Annotated in this window: 18 protein-coding genes; 9 read left to right on the top strand and 9 right to left on the bottom strand. The window is 72.8% G+C overall.

Annotation, left to right across the window (positions count from 1 at the left end; all coding sequences use genetic code 11):
- Positions 1-120: 120 nt before the first annotated feature.
- Positions 121-2,154, bottom strand: coding sequence for a WD40 repeat domain-containing protein (locus WMF33_RS13520; protein ID WP_437337522.1), 2,034 nt, complete (start codon positions 2,152-2,154; stop codon positions 121-123).
- A 489-nt stretch (positions 2,155-2,643) separates the two neighbouring features.
- Here WMF33_RS13520 and WMF33_RS13525 point away from each other — a divergent pair, with 489 nt between their 5' ends.
- The 3 genes from WMF33_RS13525 to WMF33_RS13535 all read left to right on the top strand — a co-directional run bounded on the left by WMF33_RS13525 (position 2,644) and on the right by WMF33_RS13535 (position 5,343).
- On the top strand, positions 2,644-3,303 hold the full coding sequence (locus tag WMF33_RS13525) for a Uma2 family endonuclease (protein WP_437337523.1): 660 nt from the start codon (positions 2,644-2,646) through the stop codon (positions 3,301-3,303).
- Positions 3,304-3,684: 381 nt separating this feature from the next.
- Entirely contained in the window at positions 3,685-4,023 is a 339-nt protein-coding gene (locus WMF33_RS13530) for a DUF6209 family protein (protein WP_437337524.1), read from the top strand.
- A 318-nt stretch (positions 4,024-4,341) separates the two neighbouring features.
- Positions 4,342-5,343 carry an LLM class flavin-dependent oxidoreductase gene (locus WMF33_RS13535; RefSeq protein WP_437337525.1) on the top strand — a complete coding sequence of 334 codons (1,002 nt, stop codon included), beginning with the start codon at positions 4,342-4,344 and terminating at the stop codon, positions 5,341-5,343.
- Positions 5,344-5,396: 53 nt separating this feature from the next.
- Here the strand turns inward: WMF33_RS13535 and WMF33_RS13540 are convergent, their stop codons facing one another.
- On the bottom strand, positions 5,397-5,732 hold the full coding sequence (locus WMF33_RS13540) for a BP74-related protein (RefSeq protein ID WP_437337526.1): 336 nt from the start codon (positions 5,730-5,732) through the stop codon (positions 5,397-5,399).
- Between the two features lie 1,350 nt (positions 5,733-7,082).
- Here WMF33_RS13540 and WMF33_RS13545 point away from each other — a divergent pair.
- Together WMF33_RS13545 and WMF33_RS13550 are read left to right on the top strand one after the other, a co-directional pair.
- Positions 7,083-7,598, top strand: coding sequence for a hypothetical protein (locus WMF33_RS13545; protein ID WP_437337527.1), 516 nt, complete (start codon positions 7,083-7,085; stop codon positions 7,596-7,598).
- Positions 7,599-7,807: 209 nt separating this feature from the next.
- Positions 7,808-11,776, top strand: coding sequence for a hybrid sensor histidine kinase/response regulator (locus WMF33_RS13550; protein ID WP_437337528.1), 3,969 nt, complete (start codon positions 7,808-7,810; stop codon positions 11,774-11,776).
- Here the strand turns inward: WMF33_RS13550 and WMF33_RS13555 are convergent.
- From WMF33_RS13555 to WMF33_RS13570, 4 genes are all read right to left on the bottom strand, one after another.
- Positions 11,742-12,593, bottom strand: coding sequence for a hypothetical protein (locus WMF33_RS13555; RefSeq protein ID WP_437337529.1), 852 nt, complete (start codon positions 12,591-12,593; stop codon positions 11,742-11,744). The two genes, WMF33_RS13550 and WMF33_RS13555, sit on opposite strands and share 35 nt — an antisense overlap.
- A 243-nt stretch (positions 12,594-12,836) precedes the next feature.
- Positions 12,837-14,426: a carboxylesterase/lipase family protein gene (locus tag WMF33_RS13560; protein ID WP_437337530.1), complete on the bottom strand. Its 1,590-nt coding sequence runs from the start codon at positions 14,424-14,426 to the stop codon at positions 12,837-12,839.
- A 298-nt stretch (positions 14,427-14,724) separates the two neighbouring features.
- Entirely contained in the window at positions 14,725-15,156 is a 432-nt protein-coding gene (locus WMF33_RS13565; protein ID WP_437337531.1) for a hypothetical protein, read from the bottom strand.
- A gap of 352 nt (positions 15,157-15,508) precedes the next feature.
- On the bottom strand, positions 15,509-16,123 hold the full coding sequence (locus WMF33_RS13570) for a response regulator transcription factor (RefSeq protein ID WP_437337532.1): 615 nt from the start codon (positions 16,121-16,123) through the stop codon (positions 15,509-15,511).
- Positions 16,124-16,232: 109 nt separating this feature from the next.
- Between WMF33_RS13570 and WMF33_RS13575 the strand changes: the two genes are divergently transcribed.
- From WMF33_RS13575 to WMF33_RS13585, 3 genes are all read left to right on the top strand, one after another.
- Positions 16,233-17,504 (top strand): hybrid sensor histidine kinase/response regulator, encoded by a 1,272-nt coding sequence (locus WMF33_RS13575; protein WP_437337533.1) that lies wholly within the window; start codon positions 16,233-16,235, stop codon positions 17,502-17,504.
- A gap of 52 nt (positions 17,505-17,556) precedes the next feature.
- A complete protein-coding gene (locus WMF33_RS13580; protein WP_437337534.1) occupies positions 17,557-18,927 on the top strand; it encodes a hybrid sensor histidine kinase/response regulator in 1,371 nt (456 codons plus the stop codon).
- A 272-nt stretch (positions 18,928-19,199) separates the two neighbouring features.
- Positions 19,200-19,604 carry a hypothetical protein gene (locus WMF33_RS13585; RefSeq protein ID WP_437337535.1) on the top strand — a complete coding sequence of 135 codons (405 nt, stop codon included), beginning with the start codon at positions 19,200-19,202 and terminating at the stop codon, positions 19,602-19,604.
- Positions 19,605-19,687: 83 nt separating this feature from the next.
- Here the strand turns inward: WMF33_RS13585 and WMF33_RS13590 are convergent, their stop codons facing one another.
- From WMF33_RS13590 to WMF33_RS13600, 3 genes are all read right to left on the bottom strand, one after another.
- On the bottom strand, positions 19,688-20,692 hold the full coding sequence (locus tag WMF33_RS13590; RefSeq protein ID WP_437337536.1) for an STAS domain-containing protein: 1,005 nt from the start codon (positions 20,690-20,692) through the stop codon (positions 19,688-19,690).
- A 6-nt stretch (positions 20,693-20,698) separates the two neighbouring features.
- A complete protein-coding gene (locus WMF33_RS13595) occupies positions 20,699-21,886 on the bottom strand; it encodes an FIST signal transduction protein (protein ID WP_437337537.1) in 1,188 nt (395 codons plus the stop codon).
- Between the two features lie 345 nt (positions 21,887-22,231).
- Positions 22,232-22,630 carry a hypothetical protein gene (locus WMF33_RS13600; protein ID WP_437337538.1) on the bottom strand — a complete coding sequence of 133 codons (399 nt, stop codon included), beginning with the start codon at positions 22,628-22,630 and terminating at the stop codon, positions 22,232-22,234.
- 95 nt (positions 22,631-22,725) lie between these two features.
- Between WMF33_RS13600 and WMF33_RS13605 the strand changes: the two genes are divergently transcribed.
- Complete coding sequence (locus WMF33_RS13605) at positions 22,726-24,246, top strand: DUF1990 family protein (protein ID WP_437337539.1); 1,521 nt, start codon at positions 22,726-22,728, stop codon at positions 24,244-24,246.
- Positions 24,247-24,267: the final 21 nt, after the last annotated feature.

Consider the following 24,267-nt stretch of genomic DNA (forward strand, 5'->3'; position numbering starts at 1 on the left):
CCTGTTCCGGGAGCGCGACACGGCATAGGCGAGCGGGGCCGCGACGGCGACTTCGGCGGCGCGTCCCCCGGCTTCCTGCGGGGCCATCGACGACGAGGGACCATCGTCGGCTACGCCGTCTCAGCGCGGCGGGGGAGCAGGAGAGGGAGACGCGGGGGAGTCACCGAGGCAATACACGCGCACGCCGGGGACGCCGCCCACGATGACGTGACGCGCGTCGGGGGAGAAGCTCACGTTCCCCATGTTCGCCTCGGCGAAGGAGTACAGGCGACGAACAGGCTCATGCTTCTCGATGTCGAAGATCGTGATCGTGCCCGTGTGACCGGGGGTGAGGCCCCAGTTCGCCGCCGCGCTCGCCAGGTAGCGGCCGTCGGGCGAGAGGGCGATCTCGCCGTCGTGGATGTCGATGTCGCCTGCGCCGCCGCTGCTCCGCTCGAGGAACTCCTCGATCAGCTCGCCGGTCTGGACGTCCCAGAAGCGGATGCTGCCCCGCTCATCGGCGGTGGCGAGGCGTTGATTGTCGGGGAAGAAGGCGAGCGTCCGCACCGGGTGCTCGTGGCCGACGAGCTCGTGGAGCACCTCGCGCGTCGCTGCGTCGTGGATGCGGACGGCGATGCCCGTGTACGTCGTGGGAATGGCGGAGTCGTCGCTCGCGGCAAACCCAGCGACCGCGATGAGCCTTTGATCCGGAGACCAGACCCAGGCTGTTTGATTGCCCTCGAAGCCGGGGAAGGTGGCGACGCGCGCGCCGGTCGCGGCGTCGAATACCCGGAAGATCCCCCTCGTGTTGGCGTCGTGGGTGCCGAGCATCAGCGTGCCGTCGGGGGACATCCTGAGGTCTCCCGACCACTCGGGGTCCGAGGACGAGGTCGTGGGCAGGTCCTCGTCCGTCTCATAGGTGACGGTCCGCGTCGGATCGCCCTCCTCGAGGTCGTAGTAGCGACCGACGCCGTCATGGTTGATGAGCAGCTCGCCGGAAGGGTGGAAGGCGACGAGGTGCTGGTTGCCAGGCGGCCTCGGAAAGACGCGCAGGCGGGCGCCCGTCTCGTAGTCCCACACCTCGGCGGGCTGCCCCACGCCCGCGAACGCGACGTAGGGTCGTGTCCTGTCCAGGTCGTGGCTCCAGACGAAGCCGTTGGCGAACCGCTCGTAGATGACCTCGCCCGAGCCGGTGTCGTAGACGTGGAGGCTCTGCGACGCGACCGCGAGGCGCGAGCCGTCGGGGGACACGGCGAGCTGGCGCGGCGAGAACGTGGCGGGATACTCCATCTCGACCGCGCCGCCCTCGAGGGCGAGCCGCTCGATGTGGCTCGGGTGGGCGACGTAGACCGCGCCGGTGTCAGGGCCCAGCGCGAGGGCCTGGACGACGTCGCGCGCCCGCACCTCCGCGCGCTCCGGGATACCCTCCTTGGCCTCGAAGACGATCACGTCGTCGTCCTCGGCCCAAGCGAGGCGCGTCCCATCGGGGGAGAAGGCGCCCACGCGGTCGCCGAAGGTCGTCTCCCCGACGAGCCTCCCGTCTCTGGCGTCGCGGAGCTGGGTGCCGCGGTCCTTGCCAAGAGCGAAGAGGCTGCCGCGCGGCGACGCGATCAGGGGCGCGACAGGGCCTTCGCCGACGTCGACCGACCAGCGCTCCTCCCACGAGGCGGGGTCGAGCGCCTTGACGGTGCCGTCGCCGAACCCAACCAGGATGACGCCGCCCTCCTCGGAGCGGGCGAACGCGGTGATGCCGGCGATCTTCGGGCTCTCGGCGAGGCGCTTGCCGGACGGGGCGTCCCAGATTCGCACGACCTCGTCCTCTCCGAAGCTCGCGGCCACGCGGCCGTCCGACGAGAGAGCGGCGCCGTAGACCGTGCCGCGGTGATCCGCCGCGGTGCGCTCGACGGCCCACGTCCGCGTGTCGATCGCGCTCGTCCCGAGCATATCGCCGACGAGCAGGCGCTCGCCGTCGCCCGAGAAGTCGACGGTCATGGCGGCCGACGGGAGGTCGCGGCAGGGGGTGAGATCGAAGCCGCCATCGGGGTCGATTCCGCCGCCGAAGCTGTCGCCGCCGGAGCCGCTCTCGCCCGGGTTGGCGGGGGGCTCGCCGGACTCGCCGCAGGCCGCGAGGATGGAGAAGAGAAGGATTGAAGATGCACCGAGAAGCTGTCTCATGGTGAGAGGCAGTGTAGCGACGTCCTCGGTTTGCGGGAAGGCCAGCAGGGTATCGGGTGTGGCATGTCACGGTTCGAGGGCGTGACATGTCACGGTTCGAGGGCGTGACATGTCACGGTTCGTGGGCGTGACATGTCACGGCTTCAGGCGACCGTCCCGGTACGAGCGGAGTTCTGTGACGCGGCGGGGACCACGCACCGCGATCTGGAGCCGGAGAACATCGTCAGTGGCGATCGACGTCCAGCGCAGGTAGGCGGCGGCGCGGCGGACCTGGTAAGCACCTGTTCCGGGAGCGCGACTCGTCCGGGGATCCCCCCCTCGCGACGCGGGTGTATCTGGGCGTGACCGTTCGAGCCGCCCCGGCGATGGCTGTTCCGCACAGTCCGGCCGGGGAGAGGCCATACTCCCCCCATGCAACCCGCCGCGCACGCGCGTCGTCTCCGTCACGTTCGCACGCCCTCGCCGCTCCACTTCCCGGAAGAGGCCCTCGTGCCGGAGACTAAGCGCCACCTTGAGATGAGGACGCTGCTCTATCTCGTGCTCAAGGCCTTCTCGGATCGAGCGGCGATCGGATCCAGCCAGTTCGTCTACTGGTCCGCGTCCAACCCGAGCCGGTGCCTTGCGCCGGACGCGTTCGTCCGGCTCGGCACCCCGGACACGCCGTTCGGCTCGTGGAAGACGTGGGAGCGCGGGGCGCCCGAGCTCGCCGTCGAGATCGTGAGCGAGCACGACGCGGATCCGCAGATCTGGACGGAGAAGCTCGGCAAGTACCACGAGCTCGGTGTGATGGAGCTCGTCGCGTTCGGCCCCGAGGCCGCGCCCGGGGAGCGGCTGCGGGTCTGGGACCGCATCGACGGCGATCTGGTCGAGCGGGTCGTCGAGGGGGAGCGCAGCCCGTGCACGGTGCTCGATCTGCACTGGGTCGTCGTCCCGGCCACGGGCCATCCGGCGGCGCTCCGGCTCGCCCGCACCCCCGACGGTGCAGAGCTCGTCCTCACCCCCGAGGAGGCCGCGCGCGGGCGCGCGGAGGCCGAGCGCCGGCGCGCAGAGGCGGAGCACCGGCGCGCGGAGGCGGAGCAGGCCGCCCGCGCGTCCGCGGAGCGGCGCATCGCCGAGCTCAAGGCCGAGCTGCGCCGGCGTGGCGGCTGACCGCGCGGACCGTCCGACCCACACCCCCGCCGTCGCGCCGCGCACGGCGCCGGGGCACGCTGCGATTCGCCGGTTCTGGACCTGCAAAGTGCGCCGCCCGGGCATCGACGCCATGGAGCTGACGAGGCTGGATGCGATCTGGTCCGCGCACGCCCCGTCGCTGTAGACCGAGGCCATGATCGTGCACGACGCGCCCTCGGGCGCCCCGCAGCCGCACTCCGAGCAGCCGCGGGTGTCGTCGGCGCCGCCGTAGAAGACGTACCGGTCCAGGTAGGGCTCCGCCCCGCGTAGAGCCCGCCCCGGGCGCCATGGGACCAAAGTCCCATGGACGGCGCCCCCGGGCGCGTCTTAGGTGGGGTAGGTGGGGAGTGAGGAGAGACAATGGCTACAGTGAGCTTCTCGTCGGACTGGTCTCATCAGCAGCACGGCGACGTTCGATCCGGCGAGTCCTTGCGGATCGAATACGCCACGGAGAGGTTGCCTCATCACCGGTCGGAGCGCTACGGGCGGAGGGCGTGGAGCATCCTCGCCCACCTCCGGTTTCATCCGAGCCTGCAGGAGGGAGCCGGCGACGTCTCCTCAGGAGCGTGCGAGGTGGAGGTGCCCGCGAACACCAGCCGGATCGAGCTGTGGTTCAACAACACCGATCACACGGGCGGCTCGAGCTGGGACAGCCGCTACGGCCAGAACTACTGGCTGGATGTGAAGGCTGCCGGGTGAGGCGCGGGCCGACGAAGACGAGGATCAAAAGATCTCGTCCAATCCAGCTGTCTCTTCTCCTGTACGCCGGCGGTCCGCGCGGTCAGCCGCCTCGCCGGCGCAGCTCGGCCTCACGAAAGACGAACACGTCTCGCAGACGACGGAGCCCGAGACGCTCGGCTACCATTTCGGCCTGGTGGAGACGGACGCGCCCGAGGTCGTGGCTTGGATTGCGGAGCGGCTCGTGCTCGTGCTCGTGCTCGTGCTCGCAATCGAGCGCTGAGCGCCCCGGAGGCCGCGCTTGACATCCTGTCTGGATACTTGCAAAAGGGACGCACAATGAACCGGATTCCGCTCTCGGTCCTCGATCTGGCCCCCGTCAAACATGGATCCAGCGCCAGCGCGGCCTTCGCCGAGAGCGTCGCGCTCGCGCGCCACGTCGAGGCGCTCGGATACCGGCGGCACTGGTTCGCCGAGCACCATGCCATGCCGAACATCGGCTCGGCGGCGCCGGCGGTCTTGATTTCGCGGATCGCCGCCGCGACCTCCACCCTGCGCGTCGGCTCCGGCGGGGTGATGCTCCCCAATCACGCGCCGCTCACGATCGCCGAGCAATTCGGCACCCTGGAGGCGATGTTCCCCGGCCGCATCGACCTCGGCATCGGCCGCGCCCCGGGCACCGATCCCCTCACGGCCTCGGCCCTGGGCCGCGACGACCCCACGACCGGCGACGGCCTCCCCGCGATGCTCGACGAGCTCTACGGGTTCTTCCGCGGCGACTTCGCCGCCGATCACGCTTACCACGGCCTGCGCGCCGTCCCCGCGCTCGGCAATGAGCCGCCGATCTGGCTGCTCGGCTCGAGCAACTACGGCGCCAAGGTCGCCGGCCGGCGCGGCTTGCCCTTCGCGTTCGCCCACCTCTTCAGCCAGGCCAATACGCTGCCTGCGCTGAAGCTCTACCGCGAGCTGTTCCAGCCGTCTCCCGCGCTCTCCCAGCCCTACGCCATGATCGCCGCCACGGTGATCGTCGCCGACACCGACGCCGAGGCGCGGCGCCTCGCGCTCCCGACCGCGCTCGCATTCCTGCGCGTGCGCCAGGGCAAACGCGAGGCCTATCCGACGATCGAGGAGGCTGAGGCGCACCCGTGGACCGAGGAAGAGCGCGCCGCCGCCGAGAAGTGGTTCGCGCAGAACGTCGTCGGGGACCCGGCGTCCGTGCGCAAGCAGCTCGACGAGCTGCTCGAGGCCACCCGCGCCGACGAGCTGATGGTGCTGTGCGCGGTGCCCGATGCCGAGGCGCGCCAGCGCTCGTACGCGCTGCTCCGGGAGCTGCACGGCTGATCGCAGCCCCCGTCGAGCAGCGACCGAGGTTCACGCCTCGGCCTTCTTGGTCATCAGGTCACTTCGCGCGTCAGCTTGGACGACCACGGGCACCAGTGGCAGCCCGGGAGGAACGCGCCGCAGGCCTCATCGAGGTGGTCCTCGAGGTAGCTTGCACTGGCATCGCATACCTCGATCGCCACCGCGAAGAAGGTGATCGTCGCAGGGTCGAGGTGATACGACCAGCCCGGGTTGTAGGGCGCTGGCGTTTTCACGATCCTCCCCATGACATGCACCTGGTGCGTCTCTGCTCCAGAGAGGATCCGGCGCGCGTGGGCGATCCGTGCTTCATCGGTGGTCTCGAAGATGAACTCTTTGTCTCTATGAATCGTGAATGCGAAGCGGGCCATGACGTTTCCTTTCGTGGGGTTCTGGATGATGAAGGAGGGTCTACGGCGATGGTCGTCCGCCCAGGGGCGGCGCCAGCACGCGGCACGTTGAAGGCGCCGCGCCGCGGGCGCAATGGGACCTTCGTCCTATGGACTGCGCCCGGGTGGGCGAGTGACCGAGAGGTATCGCTCTCGACCCCCCACTGCTTGTCCGCCTGCCCCCTGCGGCTGCGCAGGATGAGCCATCGGTTCGGCACCTGAGGAGAGCGCGTGCCCGTCTCCTCGTGCATCCCGTGCGCCAGCGCCTCGGGCAGGAGCCAGTGGAGGTGGATGCCCGCCGGGAGCGACAGTGGGACCTTGGTCCCATGGCGGAGCGCGCCGCCCGCGCGTCAGGATCAGGGCCCCTGGAGCCGGTCCACGGGCCGCAGACCTCCACGTCCTGCTCCCCCGGCGCACGGCAGCGGAGCCCACCGAGCGGCGTGTCGCCCAGGAAAAGCACGTTGCGGGCGGCTCCCGGTCGCCCGTCGAAGTGCGTGATGATGTCCACGAGGGCGTGCCCCGCGCTCCCGTCCGCATCGGCGGACGCCTTCTCCTGCCGTCCCGTCCGCTGCGCCCGGGGGCGGCTCCGGAGCAACGATTCATCGACCCTGCGCGCCAGGGTGAGATAGCCGCGCATTGTGACCATGAAGACGCTGCAAGGGAACACGCCGCCGACGCCCAGATACGTGACACGGGGGTCCGCTGTGCTCCTCGTCCGGGCGGCCTCGATGGCCGTGCCGATCACCTTGCTGAACGTGTCTGCCACGTCCTTCATCGCATCGCCGGAGTCGATGAGCACGACGAGATCGACCGCCCGGATTGCGCCTTCGGAGCGCGGCGGGCGTGGGCTTTGCCGGCACGCCGAGGAGGCGCCCTCGCCATCGTCCCGGATCCGCTTCGCGACGCTCATGTGCCGCACAGTAGTCGTGACGGTCCTCGCGCCATGGGACCTTGGTCCTATCCGGCAGCTCCGCGCGGCGGCGCGGCCAGCCCGTGATGCCGCCCGCGGATCCGGACACCCTCGCCTGCCTGAGGCCGCCGACACGGCGCGTCCGCCCACCGCGGCGCCCTGTCGGCCTCGCTCATCGTGACGAACCGCTCCCGCCAGCGGTGCAGGACGGCGGCGTCGGCGAGCGCTCGCCCCTCTGAAACGGCGTACGCGCGACCGCTGCGTGGATCCTATCGGCACGAGCCCCCGCCGGTCCATGGGACCAAGGTCCCATGGCGGACGGCGTCGGCCGCCGCTAGCGTCCTGCCGCTCGGAACCAACGAGGGCAACGCCCCACCGGGGCAAGGAGGTGCGAGATGTCGTCTGCGCGGCAGGGTCTTCCAGTGATCGGTCTTGAAATCCCGTGCAGCTCCTACGCGGTCAACGTTCCCCTGAGGGTGGATGTCCTCGGGATCGTCACCCTGGACTTCAAGGGCGGGTGGAAGGTGAGGGTCGAGGCCAACCTCGCGGCAGGTCTCGGCGGCGTCAGGCTGAAGGTGCTCGGCCTTGAGTGGTCGGCCGACAGCCCCGTGCTCGGCAGGGTCACCATCCGCCAGGCGGATGTCGACGTCACGCCGCTCAGCCTGCTCGAGATCGCCAGCGATCAGCCTCCGAAGTACCGCAACACCATGTTCCTGGATTTCACCGTCACGATCGAGCGGCCGCCGGGCGGCGGCTCGCCCCTGGTGCTGTCGAACACGAAGACGGCCAAGCTGTTGAACGACAATCTCCCCGTGTATCCGCCGCAGGGGAACGTCTACCAGCTTCAGGAGCCGGTCGACCTGGCGCCTATCGGCGCGCCGAACCAGGTCGTCGCCGCGCTCCTCCAGTTCCCGCTGACCGTCATGCACAACCCGTGACGCTCAGGCAGCCCTGCGACGTCGAGATCCCGGCCGCCGCGGCCTGAGCCCGGCGCGAGGACGCGCTCCTCGCCCAGCGTCCTCGGCACTCCAGGCCAGGGCAGCGGCCTTCGCGCGCCGTCGCGTGCCACCTCGTGCGCCGTTGTCCGCCGTCGCGCGGAGCGCGATCACGGCGACGAGGACAGCTCCTCGTCTAGAATGCGTCCCGCATGACGGATCGCTCCTCGTCCCCGCGCGGGCGCCTGCTCCTCGCGCTCGGGCTCGGCGTGGCCCTCGCCCTTTCGCCCCGACCCGCCGCCGCAGACGACCTCCGGGCGCGGGGCGCGCCGGCGATGCGCGTCTTCGACGTGGAGGACGGCATCCCCCAGATCACCATCAACGCCGTGGCCTTCGAGCCCGGCGGCCGCCTGTGGATCGGCACCCAGAACGGCGCTGCTTCCTATGATGGACGCCGCTTCACGCCCCTCCCGCTGCCGACCGGCGGGGGGTCGAGCTGGGTGCAGGGGATCGCGGTGGGGCAGGACGGCGCGGTCTGGTTCGGGATGATGACCGGCCAGGTCCTCCGCTTCGCGCAAGGGCGCTTCACGCGCTTCGGGGCCGCCGAGGGGCTCGCGGCCGAGAAGCCGATCCGGGCGCTCCTCGAGGTACCCGTGGGCGACGGGCGCGCGGTCTTCGTCGGGACGACCGACGGCCTCTACCGGCTCGACGGCGAGCGATGGGCGCGGCTTCCCCTGGGGCCCGGGTTCGAGCACCCGGACGTGCGCGCGCTGCACGCGGCCACCCTCCCGGGCGGGGCGTCGGGGCTCTGGGCCGGCACGGGCGACGGCCTCTTCCGCTGCGACGCCCGGGGCTGCGCCCGCTTCGCGAGCACCGCCGACGGACTGCCCAGCAACGTGGTCATGAGCCTGCTCGAGACCGCAGGGGGCGCTGGGGGCCGCGTGCTCTGGGCCGGCACGCGGGGAGGCATCGCCCGGCTCGCGGACGGGCGCTGGGAGAGCTTCACGCCGGCGAGCGTGCCGGAGCTCTCACAGCCGGTACGGGCGCTCGCCGAGACCGTGAGCGGCACCGGCGCGCGGACGCTCTGGGCCGGCACCTACGGCGGCGGCCTCGCGCGGCTCCAGGGCGGGACGTGGACGGCGCTGACCAAGGCGAGCTCGACGCTGCCCGACGACCACGTGATGGCGCTCGCCGCGGCCGGCGCGGCGCACGGCGGCCGCACGCTCTGGATCGGCACCAACGCCGGCGGCCTCGCGCGCCTGCGGCACGACGGGTGGACGGGGTTCACGCAGCGGAACGCGGGCCTGTCCGGCAGCATCACCTCCGTCGCCGAGGTGCGCGCGCCGGGAGGACAGGGCGACCCGCCCGAGATCTGGGTGGCCGTGAACAACACCGTGGTGCGGTCCTCGGAGCAGGGCTTCGCGCCGCTCGACGCGCACGAGCTCTCCGGCAAGCTCGGCGATCTCGTGACCTTCCTCCTTCCGTCGGCGCGCGAGCCCGGGGTGGTCTGGCTCGGCAGCGACACCACCGGGCTCCACCGCTGGGCCGGCGGGCAGCTCACCACGTACACGGCGCGGAGCTCCCCGCTTCCCCACGACGGCATCCGGTGGCTGTCGGAGTCGCTGGACGGGCGCGCGCTCTGGATCGGTACGGTCGGCGGGGCCGCGCGGCTCGAGGCGGACGGCGCGTGGCAGGTCTTCACGAGGGAGCGGGCGCCCATCGCCGACGATCACGTGACCAGCATCGTCGAGACCGCGGACCCGGGCGGGACGGTCTCCACCTGGTTCGGCACCATGAAGGGGCTGTCGCGCCTCCAGGACGGGCGATGGCGGAGCTACACGGCCGCGAGCGCGCCGCTCGCCTCCGACGCGATCGCCGCGCTCGCCGAGATCCGGGACGCCCGCGGCCGGCGGGCGCTCTGGATCGGCACCCAGGGCGGGATCGCGCGGTACGACCTCGACGCCGAGGCGTGGCTCGAGACGCTGAGCGAGCGGAGCCGGCCCGCGCTGCCGGACGGCATCGTCTACGGCGTGCGCGCGGACGCGCAGGGGCGGGTCTACGCGTTCACCGACCGCGGCGTCACCCGCTTTACCCCGCGCGCGCCCACGGCCGACGATCCCGCCGAGCTCGCCGCGTACACCTTCACCACCGACGATGGGCTGCCGAGCAACGAGTGCAACCAGAACGGCTCGTTCGTGGACGGCCGGGGCCGCGTCTGGGCGGGCACGTCCGGCGGGGTGGCGGTGCTCGATCCGGCCGAGGAGGTCCCGGACGTCGCGCCGAAGCCGCTCGAGCTCGACGCCCGCGCTCAACGTCCGCGCGGCGCGCTCGCCCTCGCGCCGGGCGCGTCGCTCGCCTGGGACGAGAACACCGTCACGTTCGAGTACGCGCTCCTGAGCCTCTTTCACGAGCGCAGCACGCGCTACCGCGCCCAGCTGGTCGGCTTCGACGCGGCGCCGAGCGCGTGGAGCGCGGACGCGAGCGCGCGCTACACGAACCTCGCGCCCGGCGCGTACACGTTCCAGGTCTGGGGCCGCGATCACGCCGGCAACGTCGCCGGCCCCGCGGCCGTCGCCTTCCGCGTCCGGCCCGCGCCGTGGCTCACCCTCTGGGCGTACCTCGGCTACGCCGCGGCGCTGTCCGGGCTCGCTTACGCCGGCGTGCGGCTGCGGCTCCGGGCCCTCCGGAGGCGCACGCGCGAGCTGGAGCTGCTCGTGGAGCAGCGCACCGCCGAGCTCAAGGCCGCCAAGGACGCGGCCGACGCCGCGAACCAGGCGAAGACCACCTTCCTCGCGAGCATCAGCCACGAGCTGCGCACCCCGCTCAACGGCATCCTCGGGTACGCGCAGCTCCTCCAGCGCTCCGGGCGGCTCATCGCCGAGGATCGAGCGAGCGTCGACGTGGTGCGCCGGTCGGGCGAGCACCTGCTCACGCTGATCGACGACGTGCTCGATCTCGCCCGCATCGAGGCCGGCCGGATGGATCTCGCGCCGGCCGACGTCCACCTGCCGTCGCTCGCGCGGACGGTCGCGGAGCTGTGCAAGGTGCGGGCGGCGCAGAAGGGGCTCGCGTTCGAGCTCGAGGTGGCGGAGGGCACGCCGGCGTGGGTCCGGGTCGACGAGAAGCGGCTCACGCAGGTGCTCCTCAACCTGCTCGGCAACGCCATCAAGTTCACCCGCGCGGGGCGGGTGACCTTCCGGGTCGCGCCGCGCGACGGACAGGCGCGCGGCGGCGTCGTGCTCCGCGTCGAGGACACCGGCCCGGGCATCGCGCCGGCGGATCTCGCGCGCATCTTCGAGCCGTTCGAGCAGGCCGGCGAGCGGCGCGCGCAGGGCGAGGGCGCGGGCCTCGGGCTCGCGATCACGCGCCGCATCGTCGACCAGATGGGCGGCCGCATCGACGTGGAGAGCGCGCCCGGCGAGGGCAGCGCCTTCACGGTGGCGCTCGACCTCCCCGTGCTCTCCGGCGAATCGACGGCGGGCGAGCGGCGCGGGGCCGCGGCGATCGCGGGCTACGAGGGAGCGCGCCGGTCGATCCTCGTCGTCGACGACCACGAGGACAACCGCGCCTTCCTGCGGGACGCGCTCGCCCCGCTCGGCTTCGAGGTCCTGGAGGCCGCGGGCGGAGAGGCGGCGGTCGCGCTCGCGGCCGGGCGCAGGCCGGACCTCGTGCTGATGGATCTGCGTATGCCCGACCTCGGCGGCGACGAGGCCGCGCGCCGCATCCGCCGGCTCCCCGGGCTTTCGGGGGTGCCGATCCTGGCCACGTCGGCCAGCGTGGAGGCGCCTGAGCGCGCGCGCAGCGTGGCCGCCGGCTGCGACGGCTTCCTCCCGAAGCCGATCGAGCTCGGCGCCCTGCTCGAGCTCCTGGAGCGCCGCCTCGCGCTCACCTGGATCCGCGCGGCGCCCGACCTCGCGCGCGGCGTGGACGATGGCGGCGGCAGCGGCGCGCCGCCGCGAGCACCGATGGTGCCGCCGCCCCGGGAGGAGCTCGCGCGGCTCGCCGAGCTCGTCGAGCGGGGTCGCCTCCAGGATCTCGTGCAGCGCCTCGCCGCGCTCGAAGCGGAGGACCCGCGGCTCGCGCCGTGGCTCCGGGAGGTGCGCGGGCTGGCCGAGGAGTTCCGGATCCACGAGCTCGGCGCGCGGCTCACCGCGGCCCGCGAGCACCCGGCGCCGATGTGAGGGCGGCGCCGAGGGCAACATTGGGCGCATCCCGCCGCTGCGGTTGCCTGGGCATCGGCTCCGCCGCGGTGATGCGCGGGGGCGTCGTGCTGGCGCCGATCGCGGCCTCGAGCATCGTGAGGCGGGCGCCCAGGCTGTCCTGCACGGCGAAGAACCGGCCGCCCGTCCCGGCGGCCACGCGCGCGTACTCCGCGTCGATGCCCTTGCGCGGCCTGTCCTGGAGCTGCGCGTCACCGCGGGACCGGTCGAGCCTCGGGCTCATGTGCACGCGGGCGCCCATCCGCCGGGCGGCCTCGATGGCGCGGCTCGCGGCCCCGCGATCCTCGCCCTCGCCCGCCGGCGTGCGGGAACGGACGCCATCGAGCGGCCCATCACCCACGAAGAGGACGTTGCGGGTGGCCCCGGGCCGCCAGTCGAAGTGGGAGATGATGTCGATGAGGGCGTGCCCCGCGCTCCCCGGGACACCGGCGGATCGCCCCTCCGGCTTGCCGTTCCAGGGCCCGAGGGGGCGGCTCGCGAGCAACGACGCATCGACCCTGCACGCGAGGGTCAGGTAGCCGCGCGCCGAGATCATGAAGATGGTATGCGGAAGCGCGGTTTCGGTGCCCAGGTACGTGACGCGGAGGCTCGCCGGGTGCTTCAACCTGGCGGCGTCGATGGCCGTGCCGACCACCTTGCTGAGCGTCTCTGCCAGATCCTTCATCGCGTCGCCGGAATCGATGAGCACGACCAGGTCGACGGCCGGGATTCCGATCCCGGCGCTCGCCGGGGACGGCCGCCCCCTGCCCGCCGACGACGCGACCGCTCCCACATCCATCTCTCGGCTCTCGCAGTACATGGCCCGGCCATGGTGGGGTCGCGACGGCCCCCCGCGCCATGGGACCTTGGTCCTACGCCGAAGCGCCTCGCAGCCATCCCCGCCGGAGGTGAGCGCGAACCGAAGCCGCACGGAGTCCGGGACCTCCGGCGAGTGAAGGGCGCCGCGGGCGAGCGCCGGGCTCCTTTGCGGGCGCCCCCCGCGCTGACTGGTCGAGGCCGCCTTGCCCCCGCCGGCGAGCCCCTACCGCGGCCCGCCGCCCGAGCCGGCGCCCGCCGCGAGCGCCGCCTCGAGCTTCGGATACTGCGCGATGAGCGCGTCGAGGCGCACCTTCCTGAAGTCGTTCGCGACCTCGATCGTCTCGCCGAGCACCAGAGTCTTGTCCTGCTTCCAATCTCCCTCGCGCCCCATCTCGTGCTTGGGCCAGCTCGTCTGGCCCGCCGGCGTACCGGTCTTCGCGAAGGAGAACCAGTAGCTGCTGACCTTCTCGGACATCGTCCGATCCGCCGCGGTGAACCTGGGCTTGATGCCCCCGAACGGGAAGATCATCTCGCCGCCGTGCGGGACGCCGTGGGGCTGGCCTTCGCGGTCCCCCTCGGGCACGTAGCTGAAGTAGTACCACCGCGTTTCGGCCACCTTCGAGTGCCTGTCCGCGAGCCACCGGGCCTGCGCGGTGAACAGCATGTCGCGCAGCACCAGACCGGCGAAGCGGCTCGGGTTCTGGAGGTCCTCCTCGGTCACCTCGGGATCCCTGCGGTACAGCCGCTTGAGGGCCTCCAGGGCGTCCTCGGCTTCCTCGCCGCCCGCCTCGATGATCATCTGCATGACGGCCGCCGGATCCATGCCGAACGCCTCGAGGACGCTCGCCTCGTCGCTGTTGCTGCCGATGATGAGCGGCTTTTTCGCCTGCTCGCCGGCCTCGAAGGTGGCCCTGAGCCCCGTCGGCAGGACCGTGTCGCCGCGCACGGGGCCCGGCCCCAAGAACGGCACCTGGCCGCGCGGGTTCTCCGGGGTCGGCATGAATTTCTCGGCGAACTTCTCGGCCGGCACCGCCCGCAGCTCCTCGGCCGTGGCCCGCGCGCCATCGAGCCCGAAGAGCCCCGACGCGACCTTGACGCCGAGCTCGGACGCCTTCACCCGCGTCTGCTCCGGGATCGCATAGGGGCTCTGCGCGACGCCCTTGTGGAACAGGGCAGGGTTCCTGTCCCTCGAGAGCGGGGAGGCGAACAGGGCGAGCACGCTCTCGGCCCCCGCCGACTGGCCGAAGATCGTGACGTTGCCCGGGTCGCCGCCGAACGCCGCGATGTTGCGCTGCACCCACTCCAGCGCGGCGATCTGATCGAGCAGGCCGAAGTTCACCGGCCCGAGCTCCCTGTCCAGGCCCGGATGGGCGAAGAACCCGAGCAGGCCCACGCGGTAGTTGAGGGTCACCACCACCGCGCCCTTCCTGGCCAGCGGACCCCCGCCGTAGATCTTGTCGCTGCCGACGCCGATCTTGAAGGCGCCGCCGTGGATCCACACCATGACCGGCTTGAGGACGCCGGGGTCCACGCCGCTCGTCCAGACGTTCAGGTACAGGCAGTCCTCGCTCTGCGGCCCCACGTCGCCCGCGCCGTCCATCGAGGGATACGTGGGCTGGAGGCAGGCCTTGCCGAAGGCGTCGGCCTTGCGGGTCTCTTTCCAAGGCTCGACCGGCTGGGGCTCCTTCCAGCGCAGGGCGCCCACGGGCGGCCTGGCGTAGGGGATCCCCTTGAACACGAGGATCTCGCTCTCGACGACGCCCTGGACCGGACCTTCTACCGTGTTGATGATCGGGGTGCTGTTGCTCGTCATGGACTCGTCTCCTTGGACTCGATGGGTGCACGTCTGGCGCGCCGGAGAGCGCTCCAGCAAAAAAAAACGGGGGATGGTCACGTTGGCGGGGCCGTTCAGCGCGGCGAGCTGGTGGTGGAGCGTCCTCGTGAAGTCCGCCCGGATGCGTTGATCCTTCGCGCCCTGCCCTGCGGGTGCCGCGTCGCGATCGACCTCCTCACTCGACGGGTATACTGCCCCCATGAAGCGGAAGACGCCGCCGAGGGGATGCGCTCGTCGACCGCGGCGCGGGGGTCTTCCGCCGGCGGGAGGGGCCTGGCTAGATCTTCACCAGGCGCCAGAGCTCGTCTGGACGATGATCCCCGGACGCCGGCATCCAAGCGACCGGCGGCGGGAAGATCCGCAGCATGCTGAAGGCCAACCGCGTCGTGCCGTTGGAGCCCTTGGGGGAGAGGGTGAAGGTGTCCGGCTCCGGCCCGCGCTCGATCTTCCAGGGGAAGGGCTTCGATGCGCCCCTCAGCAGCGGCATGGTGTTGGTCTGCGGCGCATCATCGTCTCCCAGATAGCTGCCCGTCTTGACGTTGCGCAGCGTGTAGCTGTCGGTGCCGTCGAAGGCCACCTCCCAGGTGAAGTTGTCGCCCTCCTCCGGGAGCAGCGACAAGGGCGCTTCGGCGGCCTGCTCCCCCACGTTCTCCCGCCGGAATGCCGTCTGAATCCTGTAACGTCCGTTTGCAATCACTTGGTTGCCCATGGCGGAGCAGGTTAATAGGCCCAGCCGGGAAATCTATGGGACCAAGGTCCTACTTGGCCGAGCGCCGGACAGATGCTGTCCCAGAAGCGCCCCGACCCGTACAGCTCTCCGCGCCAGCACCTCATCCGGCCCGTGGACGTCGAGGCGGCGCTCGCGGCGCGCGCCTACGGGAGCGACGACGCGCGCCCCGTGGTGCCCCGAGATCTTCTGACGGCTCCCCGGGATGGCGCTCGCCCGGCCCTCGACGGGCCACCTCAGGGGCGCTGCGAACCAGGACCTCCGGGGGCTCCAGACCCGTCGCCCGGCGTGAGATCGTGGCCCCGTGGCGACCCCTGGGGATCGCGCGCCGGGCTCAGGGCCCCTGGATCCGATCCACGAGCCGCACGAGCTCCGCCACCGACTCCACGCCGAGCTTCTCCATCACCCGGCCGCGGTGCACCTTGATCGTCTTCTCCGCCGCGCCGAGCTCCTCGGCGATCTGCTTGTTCAGGAGCCCCTGCGCGACCCGCAGGCACACCTCGCGCTCGCGCGGGGTCAGCGCCTCGAAGCGCGTCCGTAGCGCCTGCTGCTCGCCCCGGGCGGCGCGCGCCTCGGCGTCGCGCGCGATGGCGCGCTCCACCGCGGCGAGCAGGTCGGTGTCGTCGCAGGGCTTCGTGAGGAAGTCGATCGCGCCCGCCTTCATCGCCCGCACCGAGCTCGACACGTCGCCGTGGCCGGTGAGGAACACGACCGGCAAGGGGCACCCCCGTCGCGCGAGCTCGTCCTGCAGCTCGAGCCCGCCCAGGCCCGGCATGCGCAGGTCGACGACCACGCAGCCCGGCCGCTCCGAGGGGGCGCGCTCCAGGAACGCTTCGGGCGACGCGTGCCCCTCCACCGCGTAGCCCGCCGAGCGCAGCAGCCGCTCGAGGGCGCGCAGCACCGAGGGGTCGTCGTCCACAACGAACACGGTGGGCGAGGTCGCGTGCATGGCAGCGGCGCATTTCACGCCGAACCCGCCGAGGGCGTCAACCGCGGGCAAGCGAGGCGGCAGCGAAGCGCTTGACGCACCCGACGGCGCGCTGGCATCTGCTCTCCCCATGGCGTCGGACCGCCGCGCGCTCGTCTTGCTGGTGGATGACGACCCCAGCAGCCTCAAGCTGCTCTCCGAGGCCCTCGCGGGCCAGCCCCTCACCCTCGCCGTGGCCATCGACGGGGAGATGGCGCTGCGGCAGATCCGGCGCGAGGTGCCCGATCTCGTCCTGCTCGACGCCGTGATGCCAGGCCTCTCCGGCTTCGAGGTCTGCCGCCGGCTCAAGGAAGATCCGGCGACGCGCGATGTCCCCGTCCTGTTCATGACCGTGCTCGCCGACACGGCGAGCCGGGTGCGCGGGCTCGAGCTCGGCGCGGTCGATTACGTGAGCAAGCCGTTCGTCCGCGAGGAGCTCGTGGCCCGCGTGCGGACGCAGCTCGCGATCCACGCCGCCGCGCGGGCGCTGTCGGAGAAGAACGAGGAGCTCGCGGCCGCCCGGGCCTCGCTGGAGCTCGAGGTGGCGCGGCGGACGGAGGAGCTGCGCGCGCAGAGCCAGCGCCTGGAGCGCGAGCTCGAGCTGAACCGGGCCGCCGAGCTCAAGGTGCGGAAGGCCCAGGAGGAGCTCGCCCACCTCAACCGGGTGTCGGCGATGAGCGAGCTCGCGGCCTCGATCGCGCACGAGCTGAACCAGCCGCTCGCCGCCATCCTGAGCAACGCGCAGGCGGCGCAGCGGCTCCTCGGGCAGGCGCCACCGGACATCGCCGAGGCGCGCGCCGCGCTCGACGACATCGCGGCGGACGGCCGCCGCGCCGGGAAGGTCATCGAGCGGATGCGCGCGATGCTCCGCAAGGGCGAGCTCAGCGCGGGCGCGCTGGACCTCGGCGAGCTCGTCCGCGAGGTGGCCCGGCTCCTGGCCAGCGCGGCGCTCCTCGCGGGCGCGACCGTGCGGATCGAGCTCGCGCCGGGCCTGCCGCGCGTCCGGGGCGACGGGATCCAGCTCCAGCAGGTGCTCCTCAACCTCCTCGTCAACGCGCTCGACGCGGTCTCCCGCCGTCCGCCCGAGGCGCGCCTCGTGGTGGTGCGGGCCCGCCCGGCCGACGGCGGCGGCGTCGAGCTCTCGGTGGCAGACTCCGGTGAGGGTGTGCCACCGGCGGACCTCGAGCGGATCTTCGAGCCGTTCTTCACGTCGAAGGCCCAGGGGCTCGGCGTCGGCCTCGCCATCAGCCGCTCGATCGTCGAGGCGCACGGCGGCCGGCTGTGGGCCGAGTGCGGCCCCGGCCAGGGGGCGACGTTCCGCTGCACGCTGCCGGTGTGGCGCGATAGCGAGGGCGCCCACTAAGACCAAAGTCCCATGGTCGACCGCGGGGGAGGCGTGGCACAGACTCTGTTTCATGGCAGCACCACGATCCCGCGCCCAGGTCGCCGAGGGGGCCCAGGGCGGCGATGCGCTCGACGCGCGCGCCGACCCGCTGGCGTCGGGCTCCCGGCTGGCGCGAGCCCGACCGCCGCTCGTCCTGATCGTGGATGGCGACCCCGAGAGCCGCGGGGTGCTCGCGGCGGCCCTTTCGGGCCAGCCGTTCGACGTCGCGGAGGTCGGCGATGGGGGGGCGGCGCTCCAGCAGATCCGCTGCGAGGAGCCCGATCTGGTCCTGCTCGACGCTGCGGTGCCGGGCCTCTCCGGGTTCGAGGTCTGCCGCCGCCTCAAGGAGGATCCGGCGACGCACGAGATCCCGGTCCTCTTCATGACGGCGCTCGCCGACGCGGCGGGCCGGGCGCGGGGGATCGAGCTCGGCGCGGTCGACGGCGTGGCCAGGCCGTTCGTCCGCGAGGAGCTCGTGGCCCGCGTGCGGGCGCACCTCGCCGCGCGCGCGGCGGCGAGGGCGCTGTCGGACATGCACGAGGAGCTCGCGGCCGCCCGGGCCTCGCTGGAGATCGAGGTGTCGCGGCGGACGGAGGCGCTCCGCGCGGAGATCCAGCGCCTCGAGCGCACGATCGCGCTGAGCCGGGCCGCCGAGGGCGAGGCGCAGGCGGCGCGGGAGGAGCTCGCGGCGCTGAGCCGGGTGTCGGCGATGCGCGCGCTCGCGGCGTCGATCGCGCACGAGCTGAACCAGCCGCTCGCCGCGATCCTGAGCAACGCGCAGGCGGCGCAGCGGCTGCTCGCGCGGACCCCGCCGGACGTCGTCGAGGTGCGCGCCGCGCTCGACGACATCGCGGCGGACGACCGCCGCGCCGCGGAGATCGTCCGGCGGATGCGCGCGCGGCTCGGCGAGGGCGAGCTCGGCGCGGCCGCGCTGGATCTGAACGAGCTCGTCCGCGAGGTGCGCCGGCTGCTGGCGGGCGCCGCGCTCCGCGCGGGCGCGACCGTGCGGAGCGAGCTCGCGCCGGGCCTGCCGCGCGTCCGGGGCGACGGCGCCGGGCTGCAGCTGGTGCTCGGCAGCCTGCTGGTCAACGCGTTCGATGCGGTCTCCTGCCGCCCGCCCGAGGCGCGCCGCGTGGTGATCCGGACGCACGCGGGCGGCGAAGGCCGCGTCGAGCTCGCGGTGACGGACTCCGGCGAGGGCGTCCCGGCCGAGGATCTCGAGCGGATCTTCGAGCCGTTCTTCACGACGAAGGCCCGGGGGCTCGGCGTGGGCCTGGCGATCGGCCGCTCGATCGTCGAGGCGCACGGCGGCCGGCTGTGGGCCGAGCGCGTCCCCGGCGAGGGGGCGACGCTCCGCTGCGCGCTGCCGGCGTGGGACGAGGGCGCGCGCCCCGCTGGGTGACCCCGGCGCGTCCCGCTCGGCGCCGGGGCTGCGCGGAGCCTCCGGGGATGCGCTGAGGCAGCTTGTCTCATCCGTGGCTGCCTGCCGCGGGGGCGCCGCCTCCAGCCGCGGAGCGACGGCGAGGCGGCGGCCCGGACGCTGCTGTAAGCGTCTGTATTTCCTGGTCATTTCTGCATGCGCTCGCGGCGGCACCGTTCGTGTAACGGCCCCCCTCACGCGCCGGGCTCGGCCTCCGTGCTGGCCCCTTTCCGCGCGCCCGATGGGAGGTATCCATGACGCAGTCGATCAATCCGAGGTGGTGGGATGAGCACAAGACGTCCGGCTGGGAGCGCGTGAAGGAAGCGCTGCGCCGCGACTGGGAGCAGACCAAGGCGGACTTCACGAACACCAAGGGGCAGGAGCTCAACCAGGACGTGGACGACACGGTGAAGCAGGCGCTCGGCAAGCAGCCGATCCCGCCGCGGCACGTGCCGAACAGCGACTGGGACGACGTCGAGCCGGGGCTGCGCTACGGCTGGGGCGCGGCGAGCCAGTACACCGAGCACCGCGACTGGGACGACCGGGTCGAGAGCAAGCTCCGGGAGGAGTGGAACGACCTCAAGAGCGGGCGCACGTGGGACGAGGCCAGGAGCGCCGTCCGGCGCGGGTGGGATTCGGCGCGCCGCAAGGCGTCCTGAGCCGCACGCGGGCAGCGGGCCCGGCGGGCGGCGCGCGGGGCTGGGCGCGCCGTCCACCTGGCCGGTGCGCCGGCGGCCGCTATCTACGCCCGCGAGTGGCTACTACGCCCGCGGGCGGAGAGCAGCGTCCGCAGCGCGTCGTGCAGGCGGCGGTGCGTCGTGATGTCGCCCCACGCGAAGCCCTCCCGCGCGAGCTCCCGGGCGACCTCGGGGCCGATGCCGGCGAGCACGCAGGCGCTGCCGAGGAGCCTCACCGCCGACGCCACGCGCACGAAGAGCGTGAGCGCGTTCGCCTCCATCCGGTCGAGCCCGGTGACGTCGATGACCACCGCGCGCGCCCTGGTGGCGTTCACGGCGGCGAGGAGCCGCTCCATCAGGTGCCCGCAACGCTCCTCGTCCATGGAGCCGATCACGGGGACGCAGAGGATCTGGCTCCACACCTCGAGGATGGGCACGGACAGGGCGCGCATCGCGGCGCGCTGGTGCTCGATGAGCGTGAGCTTCTCCTGGATCTCCCGCTCGTGGGTGAGCTCGCGCGCCCGGGCGAGCTCCTCCTCGGCGCGGACGCGCGCGAGCGCCTGCGAGGCCGCGGGCAGGAGGCGACGGACGAGGCTGACATGGCGCGCGTCGAAGTAGGCGCGGGCGGGATGGGTGAGCACGAGCAACGCCCGCTCTGGCCCGGCCTGAAGGGGCGCGTGGAGCGCGGAGCCGCACCGCTCCAGGACGGACGCCGGCTGGCGCTGCCACTCGGCGAGCTGGGCGAGGTCGAAGCTGGCCACCGGCCGGCCCGCGAGGGCGCGATCGAACGCGGGCCCGCGCCGCCACACGGTGGCTGACAGGCGCGGATCGGTGGAGGCGACGACGTGGCCGTCAGCGCCTTCGGCGAAGGCGATCACGAGCCCGGCGGGGGCCCCGACGGTCCGCGCGGTCGCCTCGACGATGCGCGCCAGCGTCTCCGCGAAGGTCCCCGGCTCGGTGAAGAGCAGGAGCGCCTCCGCCAGCCCCTCGGCCTCCAGGCGGAGCGCCCGCTCCTCCTCGCGCGCGCGTTGCAGCTCGGCGATGGTCTCTCGGGCAGCCTCGTCCTCCATCACATCTCACTGCCCGAGCAGGAGGACGGCGATGGAGAGGTTCGCGTGCTGGTTCCTGCCCCGCGTGAAGCACCCTTGTTCACCGAAGGTGAACCTGCCCAGGAAGGGTGTCGCTCCGAGCGACGCGATCACCCCCTCGACCACGCGGTCGAGCTCGTCGCGCACGGCGAGCATGCACCCCGCGCAGAAGATCACGAGCGCGCCCTGCGCGCGGAACGGGCGCGGCGCGGACGCCAGCGCGGCGTCGACCACGGAGCGGACTCGGCCGATCAGGCTCTCCCGCGATCCGCTCATGAGCACGAGCTCGTCGCCATCGTGGATGTTCGCGCTGAACGTCATGGAGTTGTCCTCCTCCACGGTGCTCGGATGGATGAGCAGGAACTGGGGGATCTTGCCGATCCAGCCCGAGGGCCGCCCGAGCGGGTGCAGCGCGGTCTGCTCCAGGATGGTGCCGCCGCCCAGCTGCGCGGAGATCAGGCCGCCGGTCCATCGGTCGTAGACCTCGGCGGCCGGGAGCCCGTCGATCTCGGGCAGGCGCCTGCCCGCGGCGCGGGTGACGCGGCAGCGGTGCTCGGTGGGGACGTAGCCGCTGCTGAATGCATAGGAGATCTCTCCCGACGGGTAGAGGGCGGAGAGCAGCGCCGATCCCTCGCAGGCGCGCCCGCGCTCCAGCTGCGATTGCTGCCCGTCGAGGGAGTCTGCTGCAGAGGAGCCGCCGAACACAGGCACGTTGGGGCCGACCACGTCCGCGATGCCGAGCAGGATGTCCTCCTCCGCGCCGGTCTGCGCGGTGAGCCAGAACAGGGCCGGGAGCTCGCCGGCTCGCCCGGCGTCCTCGATGGCGCGGCGCGCGGCGCGCGCGCCCGCTTCGCGCGGCGCCCCGCCGATCGGCTCGGCGGCGACTCCATAAGCACCTTGCGCGTCGGCGACCCCGAGCAGGGCGAGGCCGGGACCGGACATGCCGTGGACTCCGGCAGAGGTCATGACGGACAGGCATGAGCTCGAGCCGTGGACGCGGACCGACGCCGGGAGCGCCGCGGTGGCGCGCGCGAGCTCGTCCACGTCATAACGCTCCGTGTAGCTCAGGAAGATGTGGTCGGGGGCTGCGCCGAGGCGCGCGTGGAGCGCGGACATGGCTTCGTCGAACGCCGCGCCCGCCGTCGCTGCGGTCGACGCCGAGGTCGCTATCTTCATCTGCCCTGTCCTCCCTGGTTCACGGTCCGACCCGCCGAGACCGGCGCGCTCGCCGGAGATGCGGAGTCGTCCTCGGTCGTGGTCCTACCATCTCTCTCCCGCGTGTCGCTCTCCCGCTGGCGAGGAGCGGGGCGGTCATCAGGTACCTATACACGAACGGGCGCCGTCCCTCGCCGCGATTCGGCTGCGTCCCGGGCGCTGGCCAGGTCGGGCCGCTCACCGCCGAACCGACCCGGGTTGATCACGACTCTGCAGCGCTGGCTGCTGCGGGCGATGAGCGCCCGCTCGCTCGATGAGGTCCTCGCCGGATAGGGGAAGCGGCAGGCTCGCCCTGCACGGGAGACGCTACCGCGCGAGCCCTTCCTCCCCGGAGAGCGCGTTGTACCAGCGCGCGTAGCTCGTGGACGCGACCAAGCGTCGGTTCTCGTCGGGCGCGCCGTCGCTCCACCACGGCGGCCCCCGCTCGCCGAGCGCGATCTTCGCCTCGTTCACGCGACGGCGGGCCGCGCGCAGCGCCCCCGCGTCGCCCGCGCGCAGCGCGCGTCCGACCTCGCGCCGCGCCGCCATGAGCTCGGAGACGAGGCGCCTCCGCGCGTCCTCCGGCAGCGCGGGGTTGGCCCGACGCCACAGGCGCCCGCGCACGATCAGGTAGCGGCCGTCGGGCGTGACGAGCGGCCCCTGCGAGGCGCCTCCGCGCGGCGAGGCGGTGCCGGGGCGCTGCGCGCCGGTGATGCGCGGGCTCATGCCGCGCCTGCAAGCAAGTCCCGGGCACGCCGCGAGCTGGGGCTGGCACGGCCTTCGCCTGTCCTCGCCCATCCGATGGGTGCAAAGGAGAACGGATGATGAAGGTTCTGGTGACCGGCGGCACAGGGGTGGTGGGCCCGGAGGTGGTGCGGCGGCTCCTGCGGAGAGGGCACGGCGTCCGGCTCCTGTCGCGCCACGCGAGCGACGATCGCAAGCCGTTCGAGGGCGACGTCGAGGCGTTCGACGGCGACATCGGCGACGCCGCGTCGATCCGCGGCGCCGCCGACGAGTGCGACGCGGTGATTCACCTGGCGGCGACCGTCGCCGAGCGGCCTCCGCAGGTCACGTTCGAGCGCGTGAACGTCGAGGGCACACGCAACATCGTCGCCGAGGCCGAGCGAGCGCGCGTCCAGCGCTTCGTCTACGTCTCGTCGCTCGGCGCCGATCGCGGCGAGTCGGATTACCATCGCTCGAAGAAGGCGGGCGAGGAGATCGCCCGCACCTTCTCGCGCGCGTGGATCATTCTCAGGCCCGGCAACGTCTTCGGGCCGGGCGACGAGCAGATCTCGCTCCTGCTCAAGATGGTGCGCACGCTGCCGGTCGTGCCGCTCGTCGGCAAGGGCGACGATCCGTTCCAGCCGATCTGGTGCGAGGACTGCGGCGAGGCGCTCGCCATCGCGGCCGAGCGCGCCGACCTGGCGGGGCGCGAGCTCGACCTGGCGGGCCCGGAGCTGACCTCGATGAACCAGGTGCTCGACCGCTTCGAGGCCATGACCGATCGGCACCCGACCCGGATCCCGCTGCCGGCGTGGATCGAGTCGACGGGGGCGAAGCTCGCGGCGAAGTTCGGAATCGAGACGCCGGTCAACGCCGACCAGATCACGATGGTGACCGAGGGGAACGTCATCCCCGAGGGCCGCGAGAACGCCCTCGACGTGCTCGGCGTGAAGGCGACCCCCCTCGACGAGAGCCTGGCCAAGCTCGGCGATTCGCTCCCGGAGCGGCTCCCGTCCGAGGGGCTCGGCCCGATGCACCGCAAGATCTACCGCGCCGTGATCCGCGGCGCGCGCCTCGACGCCGAGGGGCTCATCGCGCTCGTGCGCGACGAGTTCCCGGAGCTGACGCCGCGCAAGACGGTCGTCGTCGGCGCCGAGCCCGAGAGCCCGACGCGCATCGCGCCGGGCGCGACGCTCACGATGGCCCTGCCGCTGCGCGGACACGTCCAGGTGCGCGTCGAGGAGGTCTCGCCCCGCGCGATCACCCTCGCCACCCTCGAGGGCCACCCGTTGGCCGGCGCCGTGCGCTTCCTGGCCGAGCCCGCGCCCGGCGGCGACGGGTCGGTGCGCTTCGAGGTGCAGACGTGGAACCGCGCCTCGACGCTCGCCGACCTCCTGGTCATGGAGACGCTGGGCGGGGCGATCCAGACGTACACGTGGACCTCGCTCGTCGAGACCCTCGTCGAGCGCAGCGGCGGCCGCGCCGAGAAGGGCGTGGAGGTGATCCGCGACGACCCCGACGAGCGCGAGGGCAAGGCGTTCGAGCGCTGGCTGGAAGAGCTCATCCACCGCCGCGTCCGGCGCGACGGCGCCCCCGCGCCCGCGATGGCCGCGGGCTGAGCGCCGAGGGCGGAAAGCGGA

The sequence above is a fragment of the Sorangium sp. So ce394 genome (assembly GCF_051474665.1).
GTDB lineage: Bacteria > Myxococcota_A > Polyangia > Polyangiales > Polyangiaceae > Sorangium > Sorangium cellulosum_D.